Annotated in this window: 22 protein-coding genes and 1 pseudogene; 7 read left to right on the plus strand and 16 right to left on the minus strand. The window is 45.1% G+C overall.

The genetic code is table 11. The features are described from left to right. From MKHDV_RS12155 to MKHDV_RS12165, 3 genes and pseudogenes are all read right to left on the minus strand, one after another. Window positions 1-238 (minus strand): annotated as a pseudogene (locus MKHDV_RS12155) (hypothetical protein); the annotation flags it as partial. A gap of 46 nt (window positions 239-284) precedes the next feature. Further along, window positions 285-1,112, minus strand: coding sequence for a phosphonate ABC transporter ATP-binding protein (gene phnC, locus MKHDV_RS12160; protein ID WP_160715676.1), 828 nt, complete (start codon window positions 1,110-1,112; stop codon window positions 285-287). Window positions 1,113-1,619: 507 nt separating this feature from the next. Continuing rightward, on the minus strand, window positions 1,620-3,746 hold the full coding sequence (locus MKHDV_RS12165; protein ID WP_160715678.1) for a methyl-accepting chemotaxis protein: 2,127 nt from the start codon (window positions 3,744-3,746) through the stop codon (window positions 1,620-1,622). Between the two features lie 805 nt (window positions 3,747-4,551). Here MKHDV_RS12165 and MKHDV_RS12170 point away from each other — a divergent pair. Beyond that, on the plus strand, window positions 4,552-5,301 hold the full coding sequence (locus MKHDV_RS12170) for a GNAT family N-acetyltransferase (protein WP_160715680.1): 750 nt from the start codon (window positions 4,552-4,554) through the stop codon (window positions 5,299-5,301). A 154-nt stretch (window positions 5,302-5,455) separates the two neighbouring features. On the opposite strand, the gene MKHDV_RS12175 is transcribed toward MKHDV_RS12170, so the two are convergent. From MKHDV_RS12175 to hpdB, 5 genes are all read right to left on the minus strand, one after another. After that, the gene (locus MKHDV_RS12175; RefSeq protein WP_160715682.1) at window positions 5,456-5,977 is read right to left on the minus strand and encodes a DUF4125 family protein; all 522 of its coding nucleotides are present in this window, start codon (window positions 5,975-5,977) and stop codon (window positions 5,456-5,458) included. Window positions 5,978-6,017: 40 nt separating this feature from the next. Next, window positions 6,018-6,983 carry a glycyl-radical enzyme activating protein gene (locus MKHDV_RS12180; RefSeq protein ID WP_160715684.1) on the minus strand — a complete coding sequence of 322 codons (966 nt, stop codon included), beginning with the start codon at window positions 6,981-6,983 and terminating at the stop codon, window positions 6,018-6,020. Between the two features lie 69 nt (window positions 6,984-7,052). After that, on the minus strand, window positions 7,053-8,351 hold the full coding sequence (locus MKHDV_RS12185; protein WP_160715686.1) for a nitrate/nitrite transporter: 1,299 nt from the start codon (window positions 8,349-8,351) through the stop codon (window positions 7,053-7,055). A gap of 54 nt (window positions 8,352-8,405) precedes the next feature. Beyond that, the gene (gene hpdC / locus MKHDV_RS12190) at window positions 8,406-8,666 is read right to left on the minus strand and encodes a 4-hydroxyphenylacetate decarboxylase small subunit (protein ID WP_160715688.1); all 261 of its coding nucleotides are present in this window, start codon (window positions 8,664-8,666) and stop codon (window positions 8,406-8,408) included. A gap of 2 nt (window positions 8,667-8,668) precedes the next feature. After that, window positions 8,669-11,383, minus strand: a complete 2,715-nt coding sequence (gene hpdB, locus MKHDV_RS12195) for a 4-hydroxyphenylacetate decarboxylase large subunit (RefSeq protein ID WP_160715690.1) — start codon at window positions 11,381-11,383, stop codon at window positions 8,669-8,671. A 360-nt stretch (window positions 11,384-11,743) separates the two neighbouring features. Between hpdB and MKHDV_RS12200 the strand changes: the two genes are divergently transcribed. Next, on the plus strand, window positions 11,744-13,159 hold the full coding sequence (locus MKHDV_RS12200; protein ID WP_160715692.1) for a sigma-54-dependent Fis family transcriptional regulator: 1,416 nt from the start codon (window positions 11,744-11,746) through the stop codon (window positions 13,157-13,159). A 3-nt stretch (window positions 13,160-13,162) separates the two neighbouring features. Here the strand turns inward: MKHDV_RS12200 and MKHDV_RS12205 are convergent, their stop codons facing one another. From MKHDV_RS12205 to MKHDV_RS12235, 7 genes are all read right to left on the minus strand, one after another. Further along, on the minus strand, window positions 13,163-14,002 hold the full coding sequence (locus MKHDV_RS12205; protein WP_160715694.1) for a hypothetical protein: 840 nt from the start codon (window positions 14,000-14,002) through the stop codon (window positions 13,163-13,165). Between the two features lie 183 nt (window positions 14,003-14,185). Then, on the minus strand, window positions 14,186-15,475 hold the full coding sequence (locus MKHDV_RS12210; RefSeq protein WP_160715696.1) for a phenylacetate--CoA ligase family protein: 1,290 nt from the start codon (window positions 15,473-15,475) through the stop codon (window positions 14,186-14,188). Window positions 15,476-15,784: 309 nt separating this feature from the next. Further along, window positions 15,785-16,318: a hypothetical protein gene (locus MKHDV_RS12215; protein ID WP_216846920.1), complete on the minus strand. Its 534-nt coding sequence runs from the start codon at window positions 16,316-16,318 to the stop codon at window positions 15,785-15,787. After that, window positions 16,287-16,694 (minus strand): hypothetical protein, encoded by a 408-nt coding sequence (locus MKHDV_RS12220; protein WP_216846921.1) that lies wholly within the window; start codon window positions 16,692-16,694, stop codon window positions 16,287-16,289. The genes MKHDV_RS12215 and MKHDV_RS12220 overlap by 32 nt, the downstream gene beginning before the upstream one ends. Before the next feature lie 321 nt (window positions 16,695-17,015). Then, window positions 17,016-17,207 (minus strand): helix-turn-helix domain-containing protein, encoded by a 192-nt coding sequence (locus MKHDV_RS12225; protein WP_160715698.1) that lies wholly within the window; start codon window positions 17,205-17,207, stop codon window positions 17,016-17,018. Beyond that, window positions 17,198-17,833 (minus strand): AraC family ligand binding domain-containing protein, encoded by a 636-nt coding sequence (locus tag MKHDV_RS12230; protein ID WP_160715700.1) that lies wholly within the window; start codon window positions 17,831-17,833, stop codon window positions 17,198-17,200. The genes MKHDV_RS12225 and MKHDV_RS12230 overlap by 10 nt, the downstream gene beginning before the upstream one ends. An 18-nt stretch (window positions 17,834-17,851) precedes the next feature. Beyond that, window positions 17,852-18,232: a cupin domain-containing protein gene (locus tag MKHDV_RS12235; protein WP_160715702.1), complete on the minus strand. Its 381-nt coding sequence runs from the start codon at window positions 18,230-18,232 to the stop codon at window positions 17,852-17,854. 242 nt (window positions 18,233-18,474) lie between these two features. On the opposite strand from MKHDV_RS12235, the gene MKHDV_RS12240 reads away from it, so the two are divergent. Next, on the plus strand, window positions 18,475-19,908 hold the full coding sequence (locus tag MKHDV_RS12240) for a sensor histidine kinase (RefSeq protein ID WP_160715704.1): 1,434 nt from the start codon (window positions 18,475-18,477) through the stop codon (window positions 19,906-19,908). A 75-nt stretch (window positions 19,909-19,983) separates the two neighbouring features. After that, complete coding sequence (locus MKHDV_RS12245) at window positions 19,984-21,351, plus strand: sigma-54 dependent transcriptional regulator (protein ID WP_160715706.1); 1,368 nt, start codon at window positions 19,984-19,986, stop codon at window positions 21,349-21,351. 84 nt (window positions 21,352-21,435) lie between these two features. Here the strand turns inward: MKHDV_RS12245 and MKHDV_RS12250 are convergent, their stop codons facing one another. Continuing rightward, the gene (locus MKHDV_RS12250; RefSeq protein ID WP_160715708.1) at window positions 21,436-23,481 is read right to left on the minus strand and encodes a S16 family serine protease; all 2,046 of its coding nucleotides are present in this window, start codon (window positions 23,479-23,481) and stop codon (window positions 21,436-21,438) included. Window positions 23,482-23,763: 282 nt separating this feature from the next. Here MKHDV_RS12250 and MKHDV_RS12255 point away from each other — a divergent pair, with 282 nt between their 5' ends. Genes MKHDV_RS12255 through MKHDV_RS12265 form a run of 3 tightly spaced genes read left to right on the plus strand, consistent with a single transcriptional unit; the run spans window position 23,764 to window position 24,815 of the window. After that, window positions 23,764-24,252 carry a hypothetical protein gene (locus MKHDV_RS12255; protein WP_160715710.1) on the plus strand — a complete coding sequence of 163 codons (489 nt, stop codon included), beginning with the start codon at window positions 23,764-23,766 and terminating at the stop codon, window positions 24,250-24,252. A 54-nt stretch (window positions 24,253-24,306) separates the two neighbouring features. After that, window positions 24,307-24,474 (plus strand): hypothetical protein, encoded by a 168-nt coding sequence (locus MKHDV_RS12260; protein WP_160715712.1) that lies wholly within the window; start codon window positions 24,307-24,309, stop codon window positions 24,472-24,474. A gap of 32 nt (window positions 24,475-24,506) precedes the next feature. Continuing rightward, a complete protein-coding gene (locus tag MKHDV_RS12265) occupies window positions 24,507-24,815 on the plus strand; it encodes a hypothetical protein (protein WP_160715713.1) in 309 nt (102 codons plus the stop codon). Window positions 24,816-24,833: the final 18 nt, after the last annotated feature.

The raw sequence follows: 24,833 nt of genomic DNA on the forward strand, positions 1-24,833 counted from the left end.
GATGATGCCCGCGTAATCTGATGCGCTGAATGCTTCTCACTTCAACACCCAGAATGTCTTGCAAGTGGCTGGTAAGCGGTTCGAACCGTTTTTTTATGTCTGCATTTCCTTCTGTAGGGATAAATCCGATGCGGATTTTTGCAGGCCATGCATCCTGTCCGGCGGCAGCAAGGGCAGGCATTGCCAATGAGATAAGCATAAACGCAGCAACAATGCTCACAACTAAACGACGAAACATAGTTTTCTCCAGAATGTTAAAAATAAAGAGTTGGTACCCGTCTACGCTAGGCACAAGCAGCAAGCTCGCCCATAGCCTCGTTAATACGTGCTCCGTAAATCTCTGTGATCATGTCATCATCAAGATTTAACGGTGAGACATCGTGAATGACTTCGCCGTGGCGCATACCGACAATGCGCTTGCCGTACCGAGTGGCAAAATCGATATGATGCAAGTTTACAAGAACCGGAATGTCGCGGGTTTCATGAATCTCCCGAAGGGTATCCATAACAACCTCTGCACTGTGTGGATCAAGACTTGCGATTGGTTCATCAGCAAGGAAAATTTCCGGCTCCTGCGCCAGTGCGCGGGCAATGGCGACACGCTGTTGCTGTCCGCCGGAAAGGGTGTCTGCCCGTTGAAAAGCAAGTTGTGCGATGCCGACTTGTTTTAGGCATTCAAAGGCGGCTTCTCTTTCATCTGTACTGAAATGGCGCATCAGCGAGCAGCATTGACTGAACATTGAATTGTTGAAGCGCAGACGGCCGACCAGAACATTTTCCAGAACAGTAAGACGGCGAACCAGATGAAACTGCTGGAAGATCATTCCTACCTTGCTGCGCACTTGTCTGATTTGTTTTCCTGATACGGAAGTGATGTCCTGTCCGAACAGTTCAAGTGTTCCGGAGGTCGGGCGAATAAGGCGGTTGATACATCGAAGCAGAGAAGACTTTCCTGCCCCTGATGACCCGATAATTGAAATGAATTCATTTGATGCCACTGTGAGTGACACATTTGAAACAGCACGCGTACCATTGGGATAGACTTTGGTCAGTCCGTTTGTAGCAATGGCTGGTGTTTGTTTATTAATGGTTACCTGTGTAACATTTTGCATACGTCATTTCCTCATGAACCGTTCAAAACAGAGTTTTTTGTTTTTGATGTGATGGTTCTACGGGGTGAATGTGGTAGCTTTGTTACACAAATATTGCAGGGCGTTGACTGCTATTGATAATCTAGACAAGTGATGGATTGGTCTATTGGCAAAGGCCGTTTTAGGTGTTCTCTTGGTTGTGAACTTGGTGTGATTATTAGAGGAACAGTTTTGTGCCGTGCTTGAATTTGAGCTTGAAAATGTTTTGCAACAGGCAAGACAATACGAGTGGTGAAGGGACACATATGCGGGAAGGTGCGGCTGTTTAGGGTATGGGAATGATGTGTACACATGAAATTTTGCATGAAAAAAGGGTCATAGATTTGTATCTATGACCCTAATTTTTTGGAGTGGCAAGATGGGGGCAGCCTTTACCTTGAACGTATATGCAAGGTCGTAGGACAATCTTACCTGTCTTCTTTTTAGCGAGGCGTTTGAACCCTCATCCTTATATATGAACTGCTCGTGCTAGCCTTGTTGAAGTTCCTGAATCATGTTTTTGAGTGAGTCGGAAACAGTACTGAGGTCGCGCACAGAGTTTTCAGCATCACGCATTTTTTCAGCAGTGATGGTTGAAATGTGACTGATTTCTTCGATTGCCTGTGTAATTTCTTCACTGGCGGAAGATTGTTGTTCAGCCGCTGTGGCAATAGCTCTTACTTGGTCTGTTGCTGGTGTAACTTTTTCTACAATGCGCTCAAAAGCATGGCCGGATTCTGTAACGAGCTGAGTAGCAGCTTCTACCGCGTTGGCAGTGTTCGTCATAGCTTCAATGTTTTGATAGGTGCCGGATTGGATAGACTGGATGGCATCACCAACGTGTCTTGTGGCATCCATGGTTTTTTCAGCAAGCTTGCGCACCTCGTCTGCTACAACAGCAAAGCCGCGTCCGGCATCGCCAGCCCTTGCTGCTTCAATTGCAGCGTTCAGGGCGAGCAGGTTTGTCTGGTCTGCAATGTCGCTGATGACATTAAGGATGTCGCTGATAGAGCCAACCTGTGTTCCCAGATCGCCCATTTCTTTCTTTAGATGCTCACTTAATGAATATACGTTTTTGATGGTTGAAACGGATTCTTCTACAACTTTCAAGCCGGATTTTGCTTCACTGAATACAGTATCTACGCTTGTTGCTGCTTCAGAGGCATTACGTGCAACTTCTAAAATTGTGCTGTTCATCTCTTCCATAGCAGTGGCTGTTTCGCTGTTGCGCATGTCCTGCTGGCTTACGCCGTCTGCAGTTGTGCGTACGCTTTCAGTCATATGGGAGGAAACAGTTGTAAGGTCGCGTTCAAATACTTCCAATTGCTCTGCCGCCGCAAGTTTGCCCTGACTATGTGCTTGAAGGGCTTCTTTTTCTGCTTGCTCAGCTTGTGCTGTTGCTTTTTTGGCTTCGTCAGAATGAAGGCTAACTTTTTTCATGTTGTCTTCAATTTCTTTCATGTTCTCTTGAAGCTTGGCTGCCATAGTGTTTACGGCTTGCTGCATGTCTGCAATTTCGTCTTGTCCCCGAACTACACAGCGCGAATCAAGCCTACCATTTGCGATGTCGCTGATGACTTTGGATGTGTCGACGATTGGACGGGAAATAAGTCCTGCAAGGTAGAAAATTCCTGCAAAGGCAACCAGAATACAGGCAAAGCCAGTAAGAAGCAGGGTGCGGGTGAGGTTGTTTGTTTCAGCAAGAACAACGTTCATGGGAACAGAGAAAGATACGACCCATTGTTTTTCAGACTTACCGAATTGAACAGGCATAAGGACTCGAAGAGTCTCGTCAGTTTCGTTGATGACCGTTTCACCATCCTGAGCGCGAATAAAAAGTTGGTGTCCGCTTTTTACCATGTCGTCGTACGGAGTTCCAAGGGCATCAGGATTATTTGTTGCTGCTTGCACCTTACCGGAAGAATCAATCAATGCCATTTGGCTGTTACCGTCAAATGCATCAATATGGTTCACAATGTTATTGAGGAAATCGGCAGAGAGATCTACACCGACAACACCAATAGCTCTTCCGTTTACAATCGCTGGTACGGAAAGGCTTGAAATGGTGAAGGTGAGACCTTGTCTGTCTTTATACGCGGTAATAGCAGAAGCGCTTTCTTCTTTGGTGTCGCGGCTGTAGGTGTACCACGGCTTATCTAAGTTATTGCAGGAATAAAGAGCAAGTGCTCCATTTTTCTTGTTCCAGTATGGTGCAAAAACTCCCTGCTCTGTGCTGTGAGTCATCTCCGTAAGGTTGTCAGAATCTTTTCCGTACACGTTGGGTTCAAGCACAGCCCATACCCCAAAGAGTTCGGAGTTAGCTTCTCCGGTTCGCTGGAGCATTTCAACAATGAGATCACGGTCGGCAGGGCGGTTTGATTTAACAATAGCCTCGATTGATTGAGAGATAGTTCTGCCAATGGTGAAGCCGTCATTAAATCGCTCTTGAATGAGCAAAACTTGTTCTTGTGCAATTTTGTAACTGATGGCTTGAGCATCTCGTATGGCGGCTGAGCGCGTAAAGCTGATGGATGTGGTCAGCAAAACGGCAAACAGTACGATAATGCACGCCGAAATTTGAATGAGCAGTTTAACTTTTAGAGAATTCAGTCGCATAGATGCCTCCGAGACGTTAGTGTGAGAGAAACAGCGCGTGTGGGGGGAATAGTTATGTAATCCAGTCTATTAGGAGGAAGATCGAGAGTCTTCGGGGTAATCGTCGATCTAATAAACGTGAAGTTACTGCTCTATTTTGAATGCTGTTTGTACGGTTCGCTCTACAGGTTGGGCAGAGTCGGGGAAGGCCGAGTGCTTTAAATGTATCTGGTCGCAAAGTGAACGTATAAATTTAGGACCTATTAGTTCAGAATATGAGCGTGGTGCCATAAAATGTGACTGTATTCTTATTCGAAACTAACTTACCAAATTTATTGAATAATCAGAGCAATAGGCATGCCAAGAGGATGCTTTGCGTTATTTTCTTTAGTTCATTAAATTCAGATGGTTATGTGTAGCGCTGTTTGTGTGATCATATAGTGTTGTAATATAGATGAGTGCATATTGACTCAGCTGTGCGGTTGTTACCGCGTTGTAAGCATTACAGGGTGAACCAAATTTGGTTCTTAGAGTCGTAACTGACTCGATTGGATGGTTTGTTTGCAAGAAACTGACTAATCTTTTTTGCAGAAACGTATGACCCCTTCTAAGAAGAGAGAACTGATTGATGGAGGCTGTAAGCGTCGTCTGAAGAATATGTTTTGTCTGGGACAAGGTGGTACGAACTGCCAGCAAAGATGGGGATATGTGATGTGAAGAGAAAAGTGTTCAAATAAGATGTTGCAACTGTCTGTGAGTAGTACTTTTTTTGTTTTTTCTATATATGACATGATACTAGTATGCAGCAGTTAAGCTTGGAGGAAGGATGGAGTCGATTGTTAAACTTTCTGAAGAAAATATTGATGATGAGCACATATGTTGCGCCATAGCGGATAAGAAATGTGCACACGGATATCAGGCAAAAAAGGACTGGCTGGCAGGGCAGTTTCAAGATGGATATGTTTTTAAAAAGCTGGATGTGCGCGGTAAGGTTTTTATTGAATATGTTCCGGCAGAACATGCATGGGTACCTGTTGATGCGCCTAACTATTTGTTGATCAACTGCTTCTGGGTTTCAGGTAAGTACAAAGGGCAGGGGTACGGACAAAAATTACTTGAAGAATGCATGGCAGATGCCCAAGGCAAGGACGGAGTAATTGTAGTTACTGGCAAGACAAAGCAGCCGTTTATGTCCGATAAACGCTTTTTTAAAAAGCAAGGATTTGAACTGCTGGATACAGCGCCACCATATTTTGAGCTGTGGGGGAAATGCTTTTCAGAAAAAGGAGCTCGGCCTGCATTTAAAGCTTCGGCTAAGTCTGGTGAGTGTTCCATTAAAGACGGCTTAGCAGTCTATTACACCAATGCCTGTCCTTTTACAGAGCACTACGTTGAAGACTTGGTGCGCGTGGCAACTGCGCGTGGCAAAAAAATTACAGTTCGTAAGCTTGAATCAAAGGAAGAGGCACAAGCGCACTGTATGCCATATACAAACTACACAGTCTTCAATGATGGCGTGTTTGTGACCCAACGTATTCTTTCTGAAAAAGAATTTGATAAGATTTTTTGCAGCTAGCGATGCTTCGCAGTTAATATTGGAGAGGCCTACATGACTGCGCATGCGGGTTCTGTTTGGCAGTAAAAAAGGCAGCACAATGTAAATTTTGTGCTGCCTTTTTTGAATTTTTAGGCTTGGAAGAGCGAGTGCAGAATAGCGGCGCTATGCTGAGTTACGCTGTTTCAATATTGTATCGTTCAAAGAGGTTATTGTACCGCTGTTCGACTAAATTGAGTTTCTTAGCTTTGGCTTCCAATGTGGATTGTAATGTGAGGTCTAACGTTTTTTTGGACAGCGTTTCAAGCTCTGCGGATATGTATCGGGTAAAACCTTCGTGATCTCCATTGAAAACATCGGTTTTTTCCGCTGCAAACTGACTCATCCATTGAACTTCAATGGCTGCGATAGTCTTAATAGCCGGATGCTCATTGAGAGGAGGAATTTTATTTTCCATGCGGGCATACTTTTCAGTCATTAAATTTCGACCATGCATTCTTGCGACTGTAATATCGTAAAGATGTGATTCCAGTGTTTCCTGCGTGGAGACTGAATGATGCATCCAGCGCATACTCCGGAACGTTTTAATGCGCTCCTGACATGGTGAATGAATAGTGGAAATTGCTCCTTGAAACATTTCAAGTTCAATATCTACAATTTGTTCTATTAAAGTGTCATGCGTATCTTGGTTGTTCATTTGTCCACTCCATGATGTCGTTGCATGAGTATGATTGGTCTTAAAAAGGTGTTTCCCAACCTGTGAAGCAAATGAGCCCTTCTTCTTCGGCAATCTTTTTGAAGCGCTGCATGTCCTCGTTGGAAGGTGGCTTCTGGTCTTCAAGCGCATAGGTAGTGCCAAGCTGGCGGTATTTGGATTCGCCCAGTCTGTGGAATGGAAGCAGGTTCAAAACATCTAAGCCAATGTCTGCAATAAATTTTGCAGTTTCTCTGATGTTTTCTTCACTTGCATTTAATCCCGGAATAACTGGGATACGTGGAACCATCACGCCGCGGTGCTCACTTTGGGCTGCTGCCTTGATGTTATGAAGAATCAGCTCGTTTCCTACGCCAGTGAGTGCCTTATGGCTCTCGGAGTTCATGTGCTTGATATCGATAAATGCCCAGTCAACGTAGCTCATTACTTCGAGATAAAAGTCTGTTGCGACACATGATGTGGTTTCAATGCATGTGTGAATGTAGCTTTCTTTACAGTTTTTGAGCATTGGGAGAATGAAATTTCGTTGTAGTAGAGGCTCGCCACCACTGAATGTCACACCGCCGTTACTTCCCCAAAACTGCCTGTCGCGTTGGAAAATTCGCATCAGTTCGTCAATGGTGTATTCAACACCGCTTGAAACTACGCCTTCGTAATAGCAGGTAGAGATGCAGTCCATGCTTTCGCATACATCACAGAATTCGCGATTGAAGTTGAGTTTGTCATCAACTAACTCCACAGCATCATTCGGACATGTCTCTATACAGTTGCCGCAGCATTGACAGCGGCTTTCTCTATACATCATGACAGGTTTTCTGAACAAACCTTCCGGATTGCTGCACCAAAGACAGTTTAGTGGGCATCCACTTAAAAACACGGTTGTTCTAGTTCCGGGGCCGTCATGAACTGAGTGTCCCTGAATGTCGAAGATAAGACCGTTAGAATTAATATCATGAGCGGGTTGGGTGGAAAGTGGGGCTTGCGACATTTGTCTCTCTCAGTGTGGACGTTTTTAAAACGGGAAGCTGAATGAACAGCTCCCCGACAATCTCTTGAACTAGTTCGCAGGAAGTTCTTCAGAAACAGCTTCACTGGCTTCTGGCGCTGTGGAAAGCGGCAAGCTGGTAGCAAAGAGAACGGAAACACCAAATGCACATGCGGCAAATACAATAGAGTACTGGTAACTGCCGTATGTATCTTTCATGTAACCACCGATGAGAGGACCGATGAATGGGCCGATACCCATTACTATAAGGGTAGCAAGTCCCCATATTTTACCAAGAGTCGCTCGTCCGTAAACGGCTCCTGTGTAGCCGACAACGCCACCCGGAACGATTGCCCAGTAGATAGCAAAGATGAAACAGGCGGCTATGCCTAAAATTGTGCTTTCCGGCGTTTGAAGTAGCAGTAAGCCACATGCGAAAATACCTGTTGCAGGGCCGAAAATGAGCATTTTTTTACGTCCCTGTGCTTCACAGGAAGAGAACTGAACAACTTTGTCTGCAACAATGCCGAGCAGCGGCATGGAGAAAATACCAACGATGCCGATGATGATGTACATGTTGGTGGCTTTTGAAAGGGAATGGCCAAGGTCAGCTGTCCAGTAGCTGACAACCTGTGTCCATACAAGAAATTCAGCAAGCATACTGGTCAGGAAGGTGAGAACAACACCCCAGATTGGATAGGTAGAGAATGCTTCTTTAACACCCCATACGTATTCAGGCTGGCCGGATGCAGATGGAACTTCGCCAAATGGCTTCATGCCATAATCTTCCGGACTCTTTTTGGCGAGTAAGGCTGCAGCAATAAGGCAAACAAAAGTTAATCCGCCAAGCAGTATCATCGCAGAACGCCAAGCGTCGCCTTCTGCACCGGCAAGGCTCTGTTTTACAAACAGACTCATAACTACCTGTGAGAGCGGAGCACCGGCAAAGGCAATACCGAACATTTTAGCGTATTGCTTACCTACATACCATTTGCGGATGGAAATGGTTGAAGAAACCCAGAGCATACCTGTAGCAACACCGGCGAGGATACCGTAGGAGGCATAGTAGGCATACAGGGAATGGACCTGACTGGTTACACAGAAACCGGCAGCTCCAAGAATTGCACCAAGGAAGAATACAGGTTTCGTGCCCCATTTATCGAGAATCATACCGCAACCGAAAGCTGCGAGTGCGTAACAGACCATCATGAATGAGTAGCCGAGTGTTACCTCAGCCTGACTCCAACCCATATCGGCACTCATAGGCACCTTAAGGATTGAGAAGGTTGCGCGGTATCCGAATAGACAGAACATAGCCAGTCCTGATGCAGCGACAACTGACCAGCCGTATTTTTTTCGCTTATCTTGCATATTCTTTTCCTGCTTTTATAAGGCGGAAGCATTTCTGCTCCCGCCTCGGGCTGGTTATTTAGATTTATACATTTCGCAGGTTACAGCATTCATGTCACCGTATGCGATGAATTTATTTTCCTGTTCGCTGGCTTCACACTGTCCAATGTATGTATCAGATTCAGTGTAGTTTTGACAGAACTTGCATTTAGGCATCATGGTGTAGCTGGAAGGGGCTGTTGCATCAGCTTTTACCCATTCACCAGTAAGGCGATCGAGTCCTTTGTCCACGTCAACAGGTACAAATTCACGGGTATCACGATATGTAAGTTCCATAATTAGATTCCTTCGTATTCGGTACGTGCAATAAGTTCATCCTGAACGCTCTTACCAATTTCAACCCAGTACTGGGTAAAGCCAGCAACTCGAACCATGAGGTCACGATAGTTTTGCGGGTTGTTCTGAGCGTCGACAAGCATTTTGGAGTCAACAACGTTGTACTGAACGTGGAAGCCGCCTTTACGCATGTACGCACGGGTAAGGTCGATAAGTTTGCGTGATCCAGCTTCGCCGTTAATTGCGCTTGGGTGGATCTTAATGTTGAGCTGTGAGTTCTGTGACTGGGAATGATCCCAACCGGCAGCGGAGCTCATCAATGCAAATGGACCATTGCGATCTGTACCTGGGTATGCTGACAAGGAAGCATCAGCGAACGTAGTTCCGGAAAGACGTCCGTCAGCAGACGCGATGGTTGCTGAGCCCATTGCACCGTGTGTAGATACTGAGATCTGGCATGGGTACATTGGATGGCCGTAAAGGGATTCGTAGTTTGAACAATCCGGACAGAAGAAGTTTTCCCAGTCTTGCAGGATGGAGTCGGCATACTCAACGTCGTTACCGTATTTTGGTGCCTGCAGGCACTGGAAGTGGAGTTTGTCCCACTCGCCGTGATCCAGATCTTTTTTCTGCTGGTCAGCAATGGAGAAAGAGTTAACTTCGTGCGCTGTTCTAAAGCCAAAGTTGTTTGCCATTGCTTCTTTCAGACCGTCAAGGGAAACTGTTTTTTCTTCAAAAACAAGTTTCTTGATGGCTGCAAGAGAGTTGATGGTTGTGATGGTACCGGCAGATTCTACGTTGTAGGTTGCATTGTAACGATAGCCAAGTTCGTTAATGAGATGACCAGTTGCAAGGCAATCCGGTTTCAGCATGGAGTGGAAGACGCCCATGTTGTTTTTACGCCAAACATCATGCTGTACGTTGTTGGTAAGTGCCAGAACGTCACAAGCTTTCTGCCAGTACAACTTGAACTGATCCCAGATTGTATCGTAGGAATCAAGTTTACGGCCATGCGGTGCAAAAACCTGTTCTTTAGTTCTTTGATCCAAACCATTCCACAATGTGAGTTCAAGAACTTTAGGCATGGAAACAAAGTGGACACCAACGGAAGTCGGCTGGCCTGCACCACCAGGAATCCAGTACTCTTTGTCATTAAGGTGTAGCGGTTTCCAGCAACATGCGGATGTTTCAAGACAGCCGCCGATAGCCCATGCACGGGCTTCTTCTTCTGTCATACCTTCCGGGCCGTACTGCTTCATAAGGAAACTGTGAGCAACAGGGGTGTTCATGAATGCAGGGTAGCCAGCACCGGTTTTGATTACATCAGCAGCGAGCATGAGGAAATCTTCCGGTAATTTCTCATCATAAAGAAGAGCAATAGTCGGCTGCGGCATAGCGTTGGAAGCAGCAGCACGCAGAACAAGGTATTCAAGTTTGTTGGTTGCTGCGCGACCATCTTTATCCAGACCACCGATTGATACGGTGTTGAATGTGTTACCGGATAATACGCCGCCAACAACACCCATGGAAGCGAAACAGTCAATTGAACTTTTAACAAGTCGATCTAATTCGAGAAGTTCAAGTACTTCATCTTCAGTGATGCGTCCTGCTTCCATATCCTGTTCAAAGTAAGGGTATAGAACCTGACCGATACGTCCTGGAGAAAGACCGGAGATAGCATCTTCGTTCAGTACGGAAAGGTGGATTGTTTCGATGAGCTGGAATGCTTCGCGGAAGGTGCGAGGAGGATTGTGTGCAATCCATTCTAAAATTTCTGCCATTTCGCAGTATTCAGCACGCTGCTGGTCGTCTTTTTCAATAGCTTCCAGTCTGCGTGCTTCTTTAGCGTAGTTCAGAATCCAGTTCTGCACGCCTTCGATAGCGTAAATTACTGCATGGTAGTTGAAGAGACGGTTTGTGCCGACCATGCCGTCGCCATCTGCGCGTCCAGCAACTTCGTCGCGTAATTCTTTGGCCATTTTGATGAGGCCGTCAAAACCGTACTCAAGAGGGAAATAGTAGTTAATTACTTCACGACCCTGCGGAAGTGTGTAGCCGGAGTCGAACATACAGACGATGTTACGCATAATGTTTTCTTTAACATTATAGTCTGGAACCATCATTTCGTATTTATGTCCGAGATCGTCGACTGATTTGCCAACCCACATTTTGGCAAGCTTAACAAGCGCTGGGATTTCTTCCTGACGCATGCCGAATTTACCAGCAATTGAAACTACATTACCAAAACTTGCGACAACGTTACCGCCGCCTTGACCAAATTTGGAATGTTCATCAGCGGAGGCAGAACCTCTTTCCAATGCTTCCTGATATAATGCTTCTTCCTGAGCAACATAGAAGCCTTCGGACAACCATGGCATCGGGAATGAGCCACGGAAGTATGATGCTTTATGCATAACAAGTTTTTCACCAGGGTAGATTACCGGAGTCAAATTAGAGAAGGCACGCTTGAGTGCTTTGGCGCGGCGAACAACAGGAATTTCGCCGTCGTTTTTCATGTACTCACGTGTGTACCAGTAAGAAAACTCGTTGTTCGCACTGGAGAGAGTCTCCATGAAAATATCTTTGAGCTTTTTTACTCGTGGATGTGGTTCAATTCTAATTTCGCGGTCTACAATTTCTTCAGGTGCTTTGCCGCATGCCTGAAAATCCATTGAAATACCGGCATCTGCCATGACTTCTTTAAAAGTCTTAGCCATTGCTGCCTCCGAGTTGATAATTGTCTAGTAAAACGTAATTTATCAATTGATGTAAGTACTCACTACATAAAGCATGCCAAGGTTTGCAGTGAGAAAATAATTTTGGAGAAGCTGTATTATTTTGGGTGGTTGAGTTATAGTTTTCGTGTTTTGGGAAAAAGTCCTGTAGATAGCAGGTGTTACAAAGCGTGACAGTTGGATGATGCCGCTTGATGATAATGGGATGATTTATTCGAAGATATTGGTGATTACCCTTGTATACAGGGGATAATTGTCCGTGTAATGAAAGCCGACGGCAGGTGTAATGATATGTGACAGGTGTCTCTATTGATTACACATAAATGTTTCGGGAGTGAATTCATGTTTCAACAAGTCGATATGTTTCCTGAATTGTGGCAGTTTGTAGAGTTTCAGAGCAAAGTATTAGATTATTCTGCAGACGGCCTGATGGTTGTAGATCGTTTTGGTAAGATTATTTTTGTGAATAACAGTTTTTGTGAACTGCACGATGTGGACAAGCTTGATGTGCAGGGTATGCACGTAAGTGATGTTATCGAGAATACCCGTATGCACCTTGTTGCCGAGTCCGGTGTGAGTGAACACGATGATGTGCAGCAGATTAACGGGAAGACATATGTTGTTTCCCGTGTTCCTATCGTGGAGGAAGGCGAGTGCCGTGGTGCTGTCGGAATTGTTCGTTTTCGATATGTAGATGAGGTTGCTGCGCTTAGTGACAACATTAAAAGGCTACAGAAAAAGATCTTAGCCATGCGCGAAGTCCGTCGCGTGAGCGCAGGAACAGAATATTCTTTCGATAATATTCAGGGAAAGACGCTGGCGCTGAAGCAGGCAAAAGAGACGGCAATGCAGGCAGCAATGGCGCAAGCCACCGTGTTGCTGCACGGAGAATCTGGTGTGGGCAAGGAGTGCTTTGCACAGAGCATTCATAATTTAAGCCCTCGAGCAGACGGGCCTTTTATTCGCCTGAACTGTTCTGCAATTCAGGAGACGCTTTTTGAGTCCGAATTATTCGGTTACGAAGAAGGCGCTTTTACCGGAGCACGTAAAGGCGGCAAGAAAGGGAAGTTTGAATTAGCCCACGGCGGTACAATTTTCTTGGATGAGATTGGCGATATGCCTCTTTCAACACAGGCAAAGCTGCTGCGTGTAATTCAGGAAAAGGAAGTTGATAGACTGGGTAGTGAAAAACGAACTACCGTTGATGTGCGAATTATTGCCGCAACAAACTGTGATTTGCAGAAAATGATTGCTGAGAAGCGATTCAGGGAAGATCTGTTTTACCGGTTGAACGTCATTCCTATTACTGTTCCCCCATTGCGTGACTGTCCGAAAGATATTCCGTTGCTGGCAAAGAATATTTGGCGTCAGCTTTCCATTAAAAATGGTATTTTCCATAAGCGTCTGACAAATATGGCATTTCAAGAATTGCAATCACGTCCTTGGAATGGGAATATTCGTGAGCTGAAAAATGTGCTCGAAAGAGCGCTGGTTATGATTCAGCATAATGAGATTACAGAGCACGATTTGCAAAATATTCTTATTGAGAATGAGGCTCGCACAGCTTCTGCTCATGACGAACTGGACGGTGCGCCATTCAGTTTGACTGTTCTTGTAGAGAATACAGAAAGGCGTGCGGTAACGCAGGCGCTGAGTGTTGCGGAAGGCAACAGGTCAAAGGCTGCCAAGCTGCTGGGAATATCAAGACCGCTACTGTACAAAAAAATGCATAAGTACAATCTGGATGATACGGAATAGCGCTTAGCAGGTGCTGTGACAATGGGCGTGGATCGTTTCAAGGATGACTTGCGTTGTCCAGACTACGCCTATGTGTGTACGTATGAAGCTCGAAGAGCCAGTGGTGAGTCCTTCAAGTCGTCCTGCATAGACTCCGAGAAGTTGGTCAACAAGCGGGTAGGAATTGAGGGCACGTGTCAGGTGGTTATTTGCATCTGTCTTCAGGTAACCGTTTGTGTCGCGAGCTATGACTATACCACCGGAACAGCCGGATGATGTGTAGCCGGAAAGCAGTATTGTCGGCTCGTTTGGATCATACGCTGCTATTTTACTTCCGACAGCGATAGGGCGGCCATTGTAGTCTCTTCCTCCGGGATAGCCATACACCAGTGCATTACTTCCGGCAGGCAGGAACATGTCTGTCACAATATGATGCGGCCGTGTTGGTGTCTGTTGATTGGACTCAAGAGGAAAACCAAGCGTGTTGTTCCAATTGGGGATTGTCGTTTCTTCCGGAATTATTGCATGTAAGTTAAGTGTGGCAACGTCGCAGCCGCGTAAATGAGTTGCGGCGGGGTGCACTGTAAATAAGCTTTTGTTGTGAACGTATGGAACGAACGACAGTAATAATTTGTTCGCATAATAGAGTTCTATACGGGATGGACGGGGCGGAAATTTTTGTTTGAAATGGGCTTCAGCAGATACGCCGCCGCTCAAGTTGTGGAATGCAGTGACGAGATATTGTGTGTTTTTATAATACAGTATGAATCCGGAACCGACAGCCCAGCTCTCATCACCAAGGTCAATAATGATCTTGATTAAGTAGTCCTGAATGGGGTCTGGAATATACGAATTGTACTGCATAGCGTAGTTTTTTGGGTGAAAGGTTCTCCCGCATTATAGTAGATTAAATGGTGGCGTGATCGTTGTAATGTATATGTTACGTTTGAATCGTTGGGGACGAGCCGCAGAATTTGTCTATGTAAATACAAAATCCAGACACAAAGAATGTCTGGATTCTGCAAAATATAGTCGAATGGAGCGGGGCTAGCGATTGTCTACAACACGCTGTGCTTTACCGGGAGATTTCGGGAGGCTGTTCCGTTGTACGAGCTCAATACGTGGTGTGATGAGAATCTCGCTGCGGAGCTGGTCTGCAATTCTATGCTGAAGTCCCTGAAGGACGCGCATATCTTCTACAAAGTATTCTTCTTTTATTTCAACTTTGATACGCATCTGGTCTATGAAGCTATCGTTTTCAAGCTCAATGACGTAGTTCTCTCCAACCTCAGGGAAGTTCATCAAAACTTCTTCCACCTGCATCGGGTAAATATTCACCCCTTTGAGGATAAGCATGTCATCGGCTCGTCCCAAAATTCTATCAATCCTGCGGTGGACTCTACCGCACTCACATTCGCCGGTAATGAAACGCGTTAAATCTCTAGTTCGGTAGCGAATAATCGGCATTGCTTTTCTGTTGAGTGTCGTCATAACCAGTTCGCCGATTTCTCCGTCAGGAACAGGCTGTAACGTCATTGGATCAACAATTTCTGCAATGAATGCATCTTCCCAAATATGCAAACCTGACTGATAGGTGCACTCAAAGCCCACACCCGGTCCGTTCATTTCTGAAAGACCATATGAGTTGTACGCTTTTGCGCCGAGGAATTGTTCAATGCGCTGACGTGTTTCTTCCGTATGTGGTTCAGCGCCTGTGACGATAATTTCCAAAGGTAGTTCTTCAGGAGAGTATCCTTGTTCCTGTAGTGAAGCGCCTAGGTAGAGTGCGTAGGATGGAATTATGTGGGCTGCATGAGTATTGAAATCCTGCATAAGCTTTAATTGTCGTGCTGTATTACCGGGGCCTGATGGAATAGTGAGACAACCCAGTCGTTCTGCACCGTAATGTAAGCCAAGGCCGCCAGTGAAGAGACCATATCCAGTCATATTCTGAAAGGCATGAGTAGGGCGTACTCCCACCATATGAAGGCATCGGGCAACAAGGCTTGTCCAGTTATTCAAATCTTCTTGAGTGTGATGAATAACAGTCGGCGAACCTGTTGTACCGCTTGATGCGTGCATCCGCACAATTTCAGTCCGTGGAACTGTGGTCATTTTGTCTGGATACTGTGACCGCAGGTCGTCCTTTGTTGTGAAAGGAAGTTTCCGGATATCTTCGGGAGTAGTTATGGATGAAGGGGTAACACCAGCATCTGCAAACTGCTGTCGATAAAACGGTGCTTTTGCAGCTTGATTCATTGTTGATTGAAGACGTTCAACTTGAATTTGAGAAATCTGATCCCTAGACCAGCCTTCAGCAGGGTCGTAGTAGTGCATGGTGTACCTCTTTTAAATCATGTAGTTATCCTGTCGCGCTAGACTGCTGTCTTGCTTTTTGTGTGTCAATTAGTATCGTTATACGTTGTATAGAATAAGGCTGGCTATCTTTTTCAAGCAGTATCCGTGATGGCGGGACTATTGATCTGTTTGGGTTTTCTTTTGAGACAAGATCGCCAATGCGAAATATGCAATGTATTGCGAAGGTTCAAAAAAAGCCCCTCACCATTGGTGAGAGGCTTAATTTGTCTCAAAAGTATCTGTCAGCAGTTTCAGCGAAGTACGCTGAAAGGCAGAGTGTTGCGGCTGCTACATATTTTCTTTTTCAAGGAAAACAGCTTTACCGACTTTAGAGAAAATACTTTGGTACACGGTGGCATTGTATACAGGCTGTGACCAGATATTACCGCCAGCGTTACTTACGGCTTTTTGTACGATGCTGATTCGCACCTGAACATTTTTTCCGTAGGTTTTAATAAATGATGAAGCCTCGGAGCGGAGTGTTGTCTGGTATGTGCCAGCACCTGCGCCAAGGTTAAATTCTGCGGCAAATTTTGTGCTGCTATCAAGTTCGTAAACTTCTTTAGCGGCAGTAATTACGCCTAATTCTTTGTCTGTTGAACTGATACTGAAGCCTTCATCCATAAGCGCCCCAATAACAGCTTTAACTACTTGCAGTTCTGTTACACCAGAGTATTCGCGTGTCTGCATCTGGCGGATCTGTAGTTGAGTAAGATCAGGTGCAGGTGGCGGTGTAGGAGAGTGCGCGCAGCCTGCAAGAAACATTAAACAAAGTGATACGAGAAGCAGTTTAGAACTTGCTTGAGTGATACGAAATTTCATCTACAAATCCTTCAACAAATTTGATGATAACTGTGAGTGTGTTTTGGGAAGACTGCACTGCACCTGCGCTGCCTTCACCACTAAGAAGGAACAGGAAATATCCATTGGAACTGTTAGAATAGCTTTTTGCAGAGCTAACTTTATCCCAAATGTAGGTTTCTTTACCGGAAGAGTCTTTTGTCACGATGTTAGGTGATCCTAACGCGGCAATAACGTCAGGCTGACTCATTCCTTTCTGAATTTTAGCTTGCACTACACCAGGTGTAAGCTTTTTCCCGTCTTCAATTCCAACGCCTTTCTGGTGATGCTGTGCACCACATCCTGAAGCAAAAATAGTCAGGATAACAATAAGGCTGAGTGTGGCTAATCTATACATACTTTCTCCTTAGCGGATCTTTTAGTTCTTTTATTGGTTATGGGCAATTTTTTTCTTTATTTTTTAAGCGATCTCGGGTTGTTAGGATAGAAATTGGCTTTTTAATATAACTACTTGTACTGTTAGGAAAAATGATCATCTAACAGCAGAATGTATATCTGTTTTACATTCTTTTTTTATGCAACATTCCATGTGACTATCCATATAATTTTCGTGAAAGACAATTTGAATAGCGCGGAATGTAAAGGGACGATGGTTATCGTAAGGGAAAGATGATGGCTATGATGTAAGAAAAGGTACAGAAAAAGGGCAGAGTGCGGGCTAGTTGGAATTTGTTTTGCGGTAATTTCCAGGTGAAACGCCCATTACTTTACGGAAGGTGCGTGTAAAGTGGCTTTGATCGAAAAAGCCTAACGAGATAGCAAGCTCGCTCAGCGGGATGTTCATGCTCAGTTGTTGTCTTGCTTCGGCGACACGGTGAGCTTGCAGGTAGTCGTTGGGGCTTATTCCCATGCGTTTAGAAAGATCCGCTGAAAGTGGAATGGGCTTAAACGTGCATGTTCTGCAAGGGAAGATAAAGGCAGTTTTTGGGCGTGGTTCTTTTTTAGAAATTGGCAGGCACTGTCTACCACCGGCTCAGGGAGCTGAATGTCTTTAGGCGTTGTTGTAGGCTGGTATTGCAGCAGGGCAGCTATATATTGTTGGATTAAAGTAAGGGCATGATGATTCATGCCCTGTGTTTTTATGAGAGCAAAAATGTTCCGAAGTTGTTGAGAAAGGTGTTCGTTTTTGTGGCAAATTTCCGGAAAAAATGGGCGGGAATGCTTGCTGCCGAGATGTTGTGGAACAATCTCTTCTACCATTTCAGGTGTTACACTGAGAATGCTATAGCAATGATCAGCACTGCACGTACATGCATGAACCTGTGAAGGTTGCAATACGAACAGCTCTTTCTCGGCAATACAATACGTATCGTCGCCACATGTAATACTCCGTGTACCCGCTTCAACAAGTCCGAAGAGGTAGGTGGAGTGGATATGGCGCTGGAAGGTGTTTTGTATTCGCTTGCCGAATATCGCTTCAATTCCCCATTCTTCAGAAAAATTGAGAATGCGGACTTCGTTTTTCTCTTTTACCATTCGTACCCACGTCTATAATTATACAAGTGGTGGAAAAAATTTTGCTAACAGAATGAGCCCCTGCGTACCAGCCATCACCTGATGGGGCTCACCTTCATTAATTACTGTCATTACTCCAGGTTCATAACAGATTGTTTTTCCGGTTAAAACACATTCTCCACTGCCATCTATAATTTCGTGCAACTCTTTTTGTTCTTCGTGGCAGTGAGATTCCAGACCGCATTGTGGGGCAACCTTAATAAGGTGGGAGCTGAAGGTGTTGCCTGTTTCAGCACTTGTAAGCAAATGTTTGATCTGAATACCTTTGAAGGTAGGATGATCAATCCATGCAACATCGCTAAGATTTTTTGAGCTGTGTGAAAAGTAAACAGTATTATTGGCAATTGTAGAAACGTTCATTGGTATACTCCTTGTGTTTCCAGCAAAGTATAGCCAGTAGATTGTGCCGTATTGTACAATCTTGCTTTTGCGATGATGAATCTGCATATATGAATGGTTACTAAAAAATTAATCATGGTTATGGGCTCTAATCTGTTCAGATTATTATCTTGCGCCTTGACTTTGTGCTAAAAATCACAATAGAATATTTCTATTCAGGTATAATAAATTCAATGTGTTGTGTGGTTCGGTCAGGAGGGTGGATGCTGAGACTTAACGTTCGACAGCGGATTATTGCAGGCTTTCTCATCCTTTCTATTTGCTTAGGGGGGCAGACCTACTTCTCCTATAAGCAATTACTTCTTGTTGAGGATAAAACATATTCAGTTGAATTTATTGATGATGTGGAAAGTTCTATTTTGAATTTCCGTCGGCAGGAAAAAAACTACCTGCTGTATGGAGAGGAAAGCAGCTATGATCTCGCCCTTGAGGAAATAGAAAATACGCTGCTGTTGTTGAATCAGCATTCTGATTTGAATTTTGATGCAACCATGATCGGCAATATAATTAAGCTGAAGAAAACTATTTCTGCTTATCGGGCAGGCATCATTTCCATGTATACTGTTGCAACACAACAGGGTCGGAATCTGAAGGCAGAGATAGTAAAGCTGCGTGAAATCGGGCAGGAACTGGTTATTCAGGCGCAGAGTATTGCTACGTTGGAACGCGAAAATATTCTCAAAATTAACAGGCAATTGCGTAAGCAGTTGCTTTTTTCTATTTTAACAGTGACTTTTTTATTCCTGTGCACCCTGTATTTTATCTCCAAACGAATTGTGAGTCCGCTTAAGATTATTGAAGAGACTACAAAACAAATTGCGCAAGGTAACTTTGCACCTGTTGAAGTGGAAAATGTGCATGATGAAATTGCACAAGTTCAGGTCGCTTTTAACCGTATGGTTTCTGAACTGGAACATCGCCAATCGCAACTGGTTCAGGCTCAGAAAATGTCATCCATCGGTACGCTCAGTGCCGGTATCGCCCATCAGGTGAATAATCCACTCAACAATATTTCTACTTCTGCGCAAATTTTGCAAGGTGAGCTGAGTAGTTCCATCGATCCCTTCGCTAAAAAGCTTCTTGATAATATTGAAACAGAAACAGCGCGTGCGCGGGATATTGTCCGTGGGTTGCTTGAATTTGCACGCTGTGCAGATTTGTCCGTGCGTACTGTGTCGTTGAAGACTGTTGTAGAGAATGCTGTACGGCTTGTTTCGTCACAGGTTCCTTCCGGAGTGACTTTGGAAGTGGATGTGCCAGAAGATATCTTTGTGCATATTGATCCACAGAGAATGGGTGAGGTGCTGATCAACCTCATCATTAATGCTATTCAAGCCATGAAGGTGAATACTTCGGGGTTCATCACGATAACCGTACTGGAAGAACATGCTGAGGAGTCTGTAACGCTTGTTGTAACTGATTCCGGTAGGGGGATTAGTGACGCTGATTTGCCCAAGGTGTTTGACCCGTTCTTTACACGCAAAGATGTGGGTGAGGGCACGGGACTTGGGCTTTCTGTCGCATACGGCATAATAGAAGAACTTGATGGAGAAATCCGCGTAGAAAGCACGCTCGGCGTCGGTTCCAGATTTTATATAGACTTACCGCTGGTGAACAGCGATGAGAGTGTCGCCTGAAAGAGCCATTCAAGCGGCTGGCAGCTACCGTTATCACGACGGTGGTGTTCGGCTCAAAAGCATATGTAGGGCGTTATGAATGAAGCGAAGATATTAATAGCTGAAGACGAGTTAATTGCTCGGGAAAATTTAGCGCATGTACTCTCTCAACAGGGCGCAACAGTCACAGCTGTTGAAAACGGTGCGCAGGCACAGGCCGCTGTAGAAAAATATCAGTACGATGTTGTGCTGACGGATATGCGTATGCCCGACATCAGCGGGATGGAGTTGCTTCAGTTTATTAAGGCCAAGGCTCCGGATACAGAGGTTATTGTGCTGACAGGATACGCCACTGTAGATAATGCCGTGCAGGCAATGGGCAGAGGTGCATTTCAATATCTTGCAAAACCGGTTCGTCTTGATGAAGTGAGTTTGATGACGCAGAAGGCGCTGGAAAAGAAGCGGATGAAAGAAGAAGTAGCCATGTTGCGACAGCAGCTGGGAACTTCCGGTTCTGATAGAATAGTGGGGCATAGTACGCCGATTAATGTTCTGAAGCGTCAGATAGATCAAGTTGCGGCTGTGGGGTGCACGGTGCTTATTCAAGGCGAAACAGGAACAGGCAAAGAGCTTGTTGCTAAAGCTCTGCATATGGGAAGCCCTAGAAGAAAGAATTTATTCTTCGCCATTAACTGTGCCTCGTTTAATGAAGAGCTGCTTGCGAACGAATTGTTCGGGCATGAAAAATCTGCATTTACCGGTGCTCATAGCGCGAAAAAAGGTCTGCTTGAATCTGCGGATAACGGTACATTTTTTCTGGATGAAGTTGGCGATATGCCATTGAGTATGCAGGCGAACTTGTTGCGAGTACTTGAAACTAGAAAGCTACTCCGAGTTGGCGGAACAATAGAAGTGCCGGTTGATGTGCGCATTATCGCAGCAACAAACCGAGATTTATTGAGCATGGTGGAGCATGGAACATTCCGCCGTGACCTGTATTACAGATTAAATGTTATAACGCTTGATGTGCCGCCGCTTCGTAAACGTAAAGATGACATACCGCTGTTGGCAGGCTTCTTTGTGAACAAATTTGCGTCTGTGTTTAAGAAAAAAATTACAGATATTGATGATGAAGTGCTGAATATTCTGTCTGGATATGCTTTTCCCGGTAACGTTCGTGAACTGGAAAACTTAATGGAACGTGCCGTTGTGCTATGTAACGGAAAAGTTATTCGCGTAGCACAGTTACCGCCTGATTTATGGGGCGATAAACTGCTCCGGTCAACAGTGCCGGCTTCGCCTATTGAGTTCGATGACGTGGTGTCGCTTGAAGATAATGAGCGTCGATACCTGCGTTGGGTTCTGGAACAGGCAGAAGGCAACAAAACCCGTGCGGCAGAATTGCTGGGCTTGAATAGAGGCTCTCTGTGGAGAAAAATGAAACGGCTCGGGCTTGATAATTAGTCCGTATTTGTCCTTTGGTTCTTATTTTTCGCTAATATTGTTTTACTTGTGTCGTTTTTGCTCTGAAAGCGCGTTTCTTGTACTTTAGCCTTCTCCCTGCGCGTGCTGTAACTCTGAGGACGGCAGGAGTACTAAATCTACCACTTCATTGATAGAAGATATGAAATGCAGTTCCGCTGCGTTGCGCACTTCATCATTCATAACAAGCACTTCTCTTTTGTTGCGTTCCGGCAGCAGAATAGTGCGGACTCCGGCTTGCTGCGCTGCCAAAATCTTTTCGCGCAATCCCCCTACAGGTAATACTCGTCCGCTCAGGGTAAATTCCCCCGTCAGGGCAACGTCCCTTCGTGCAGGTCGTCTCGTGAGTAGTGACAGCAGCGCCATCGCGATTGTTATTCCTGCTGATGCACCGTCTTTGGATATGTCACCAGCTGGGATGTGAACATGGATGTCCGTTTGTTCAAACATATTCTCATCAATTGAAAACTGCGTAGCATTGCTTCGGATGAAACTGAGTGCTGTCTGGGCGGATTCTTTCAAAATGTCCCCCAGAGAGCCTGTCATCAGCAGTTGTCCAGTGCCTTTCATTTTGGCTGTTTCAATATAGATAAGCTGTCCGCCATATTCGCTCCATACCAGACCCGCCGTTACACCGATAAGCGGCTGCGCTGTTGCAGCCTCAAATGTGTATCGCTCGTACCCCAGCAGTGAAACAATATCGTCGCTTGAAACAGAGATAGGTGGCTGTTTGGACTGTTGCAGAATCTGTAAATTGATTTTGCGGCAGACATTACCAATTTCTCTGTTCACACTGCGCAGCCCTGCATCTCTGGTGTAACCGGAAATGAGTGTGGACATGGCTTCCGGTGTGAACGAAATTTCGTTTTGAGAATAGCCGAGAGTGCGTAGCTGACGCGGCGCAAGGTAATCCAACCCGATTTGTTTCTTTTCATTCAAGGTGTAGCAGGAGAAGGGGATAATCTCCATTCTGTCCCGCAACGGTGCGGGGAGATTTTCTACTACGTTTGCTGTTGTAATGAACATGACGCGGGAAAGGTCGAACGGAGTATCAATATAGTAGTCTAAAAAATGCCTGTTCTGTTCAGGATCAAGAATTTCCAGCAGGACAGATGCAGGATCGCCTCGGAAGTCCTGACCTATTTTATCTATCTCATCCAACATAAAGACGGGGTTGTTTACACCGCATTTGTTCAGTTCACTGATGATGCGGCCAGCCATTGCGCCCACGTACGTGCGTCTGTGCCCGCGAAGTTCTGCCTCGTCGCGCATTCCGGCAAGTGAGAGTCTAACAAATTTTCTGGAAAGGGCATTGGCAACAGATTTGCCGATGGATGTTTTTCCGGTACCCGGAGGGCCCGTGAAGCACAGGATTGGGCCTGAAACGGAACATGCCTGTTTCTGCTGTTCTAAAATTTCTTGAACGGTGTTGCGAAGAATCTCTAAGTTGATGGGTTTAGGCAAATAATGCAGAGCACCTTGTTTGAGTGCGCCAATGGCGTTGTCTACGGTTGCGTAGCCAGTAACAATAATAAGCTTGGTGTCCGGCCATTCTTCCTGAACATAGTTAAGCAGCTCAAGCCCATCCATTTTCTGCATTTTAAGGTCAGTTACAATGCAGTCCACATTGCGTTCTTCCAGAATACTTACAGCCTCCAGACCATTTGAGGCGACAAGGATTTCGCAGGAAAGTTTTCCAAGTGCATATGCCATGTTGTCGCGGGAGATTTCTTCATCATCCACAACAAGTACGGTACTTTTTTTAATATGACAGGTGATGTTGGAAGCTAGATATTCTAGAATGCGCTGCTTTACGCCATTCAATCCAAAGTGTTCCTGATTAAGCACGGTGACGGCGTTTTCAAGCTCCAGATTATCCTGAGATGAAATATTCCACGGAAGCGAAAGCAGCATTTCTACATAGGTCACACCAACGCCAAACTCGGCAATGGACGGATCTGTTCTGTCCAGCTTGGTGATTTCTTCCAGTGCAATGTGCCGTACATTTTCAGGCAGCTTTGCTTTCTCAACGGCGCTACGCAGCTCTTCCTGCGTGGTTGCGGTTGTTTCCGGTACAGGGGCAATGTTCTCTGGTCTGCTAAAAAGTCCCATCTTTCCCGCCTTTTGTTTATCTATGTATATCAGGTTGATATCAGTAAATCTATGTATTCCGCTGCTGCAATATGCAGCATTTTTTTTGCGATATAATCCCATGTTGCAAATGAATTGCTGCAAATTACAGCGATATAATTACAACCGCTGCAATTTGTAGCGGTTTTTTTAGTAGTAAAAATGCATCTGTAAAATAAAATCAATTAAAATAGATAGTTATAAATTGGCACGAATGCTGCTTTATTGAGGGAGATAACCCCGAGGAGAATGGTGAGATAATTCATGAAGATACTTAAGATGCTGGAGTCCGTAACAACCGCAGCAGCATTTGCGGAAGCAGGTGAGTGGGATACGGCTCTGGAAATGATGAAGGCAGATGAGAAGCAGAAGAAGATCATCGTTGCCTATGACGGAGAACCAGCCGAAAGGCAGGTTATCCAAGCTGCGTTGCCTATTGCAGCACGTTTAGGATGCGAACTGTTGTTCGCCTGCGTGCTGGGCAAAGCAAAGGCAGGGCAGCTGGGTAAAAAGTTTCTTGAATCATCAAACCGTTCTTTCAAACAAATATTTAGCGAGGAGGTCGCCAAATTACCGGGTTCCACCCCAAGCATTAATGCCAGGCAAGTTATTGTGTTTTCGAGCTTTTGCGAGGCAGTACGAAATATTTGCAATGAAACGAGAGAAGTAGAATTTGTTCTTCTGCGGTGTGAAGAACGCATACCAGCTCAATTACACATAGATGTGCCCTATTTTTTTATGACGAATACTTAGCATGGGGAGATGCTGAGTAACGCAGAGGTCCTACGCTTGATAAAGGAGGGCGTTGTGAATCTGTTTAAAACGCTAGAAAGGCTATTTGTAGCGGTCGTGTTTGCTGAGAGTGGCGATAGTGATACGGCTAATCGTATCGTCAACGAGCATAAGGGGAAAAAAGCAACATCTAACAGACAGGCTTCAAAGAACGCAAAAAAAAGACCTCAGTTACGTGCGTAACACCAAACGCAGGTAGTACCGAAGGAGATATAATGAACGCTCACGACAGAAAGAAAAAAGCAAAAATCAAAGCTCTATTATTCGGCGCAGTAAGTATCGCCTTATACGCAGCTGTTTTTAAATTTGCAGATCCTATGGTCACTTTATATGCAAAGGGTGGCGCGTACTGTTTGCTGCCTGTTTCAACTGTATTTTTGTTTTCCTACGTACATGGGAACTTCGCCAGTAACGTTTGGACAGCATTAGGCATTGAAGCTTCCTCAAGTGCTGGGAGAAAGACTAAAAAGGCAGAAACAACCCAGCGTAAAGACACCCGAAGTCGCGCGGCAATGAATGCGTAGCAGTGACGAATAGTCAGG

This window comes from Halodesulfovibrio sp. MK-HDV (assembly GCF_009914765.1).
In the GTDB taxonomy this organism is placed as follows: domain Bacteria; phylum Desulfobacterota; class Desulfovibrionia; order Desulfovibrionales; family Desulfovibrionaceae; genus Halodesulfovibrio.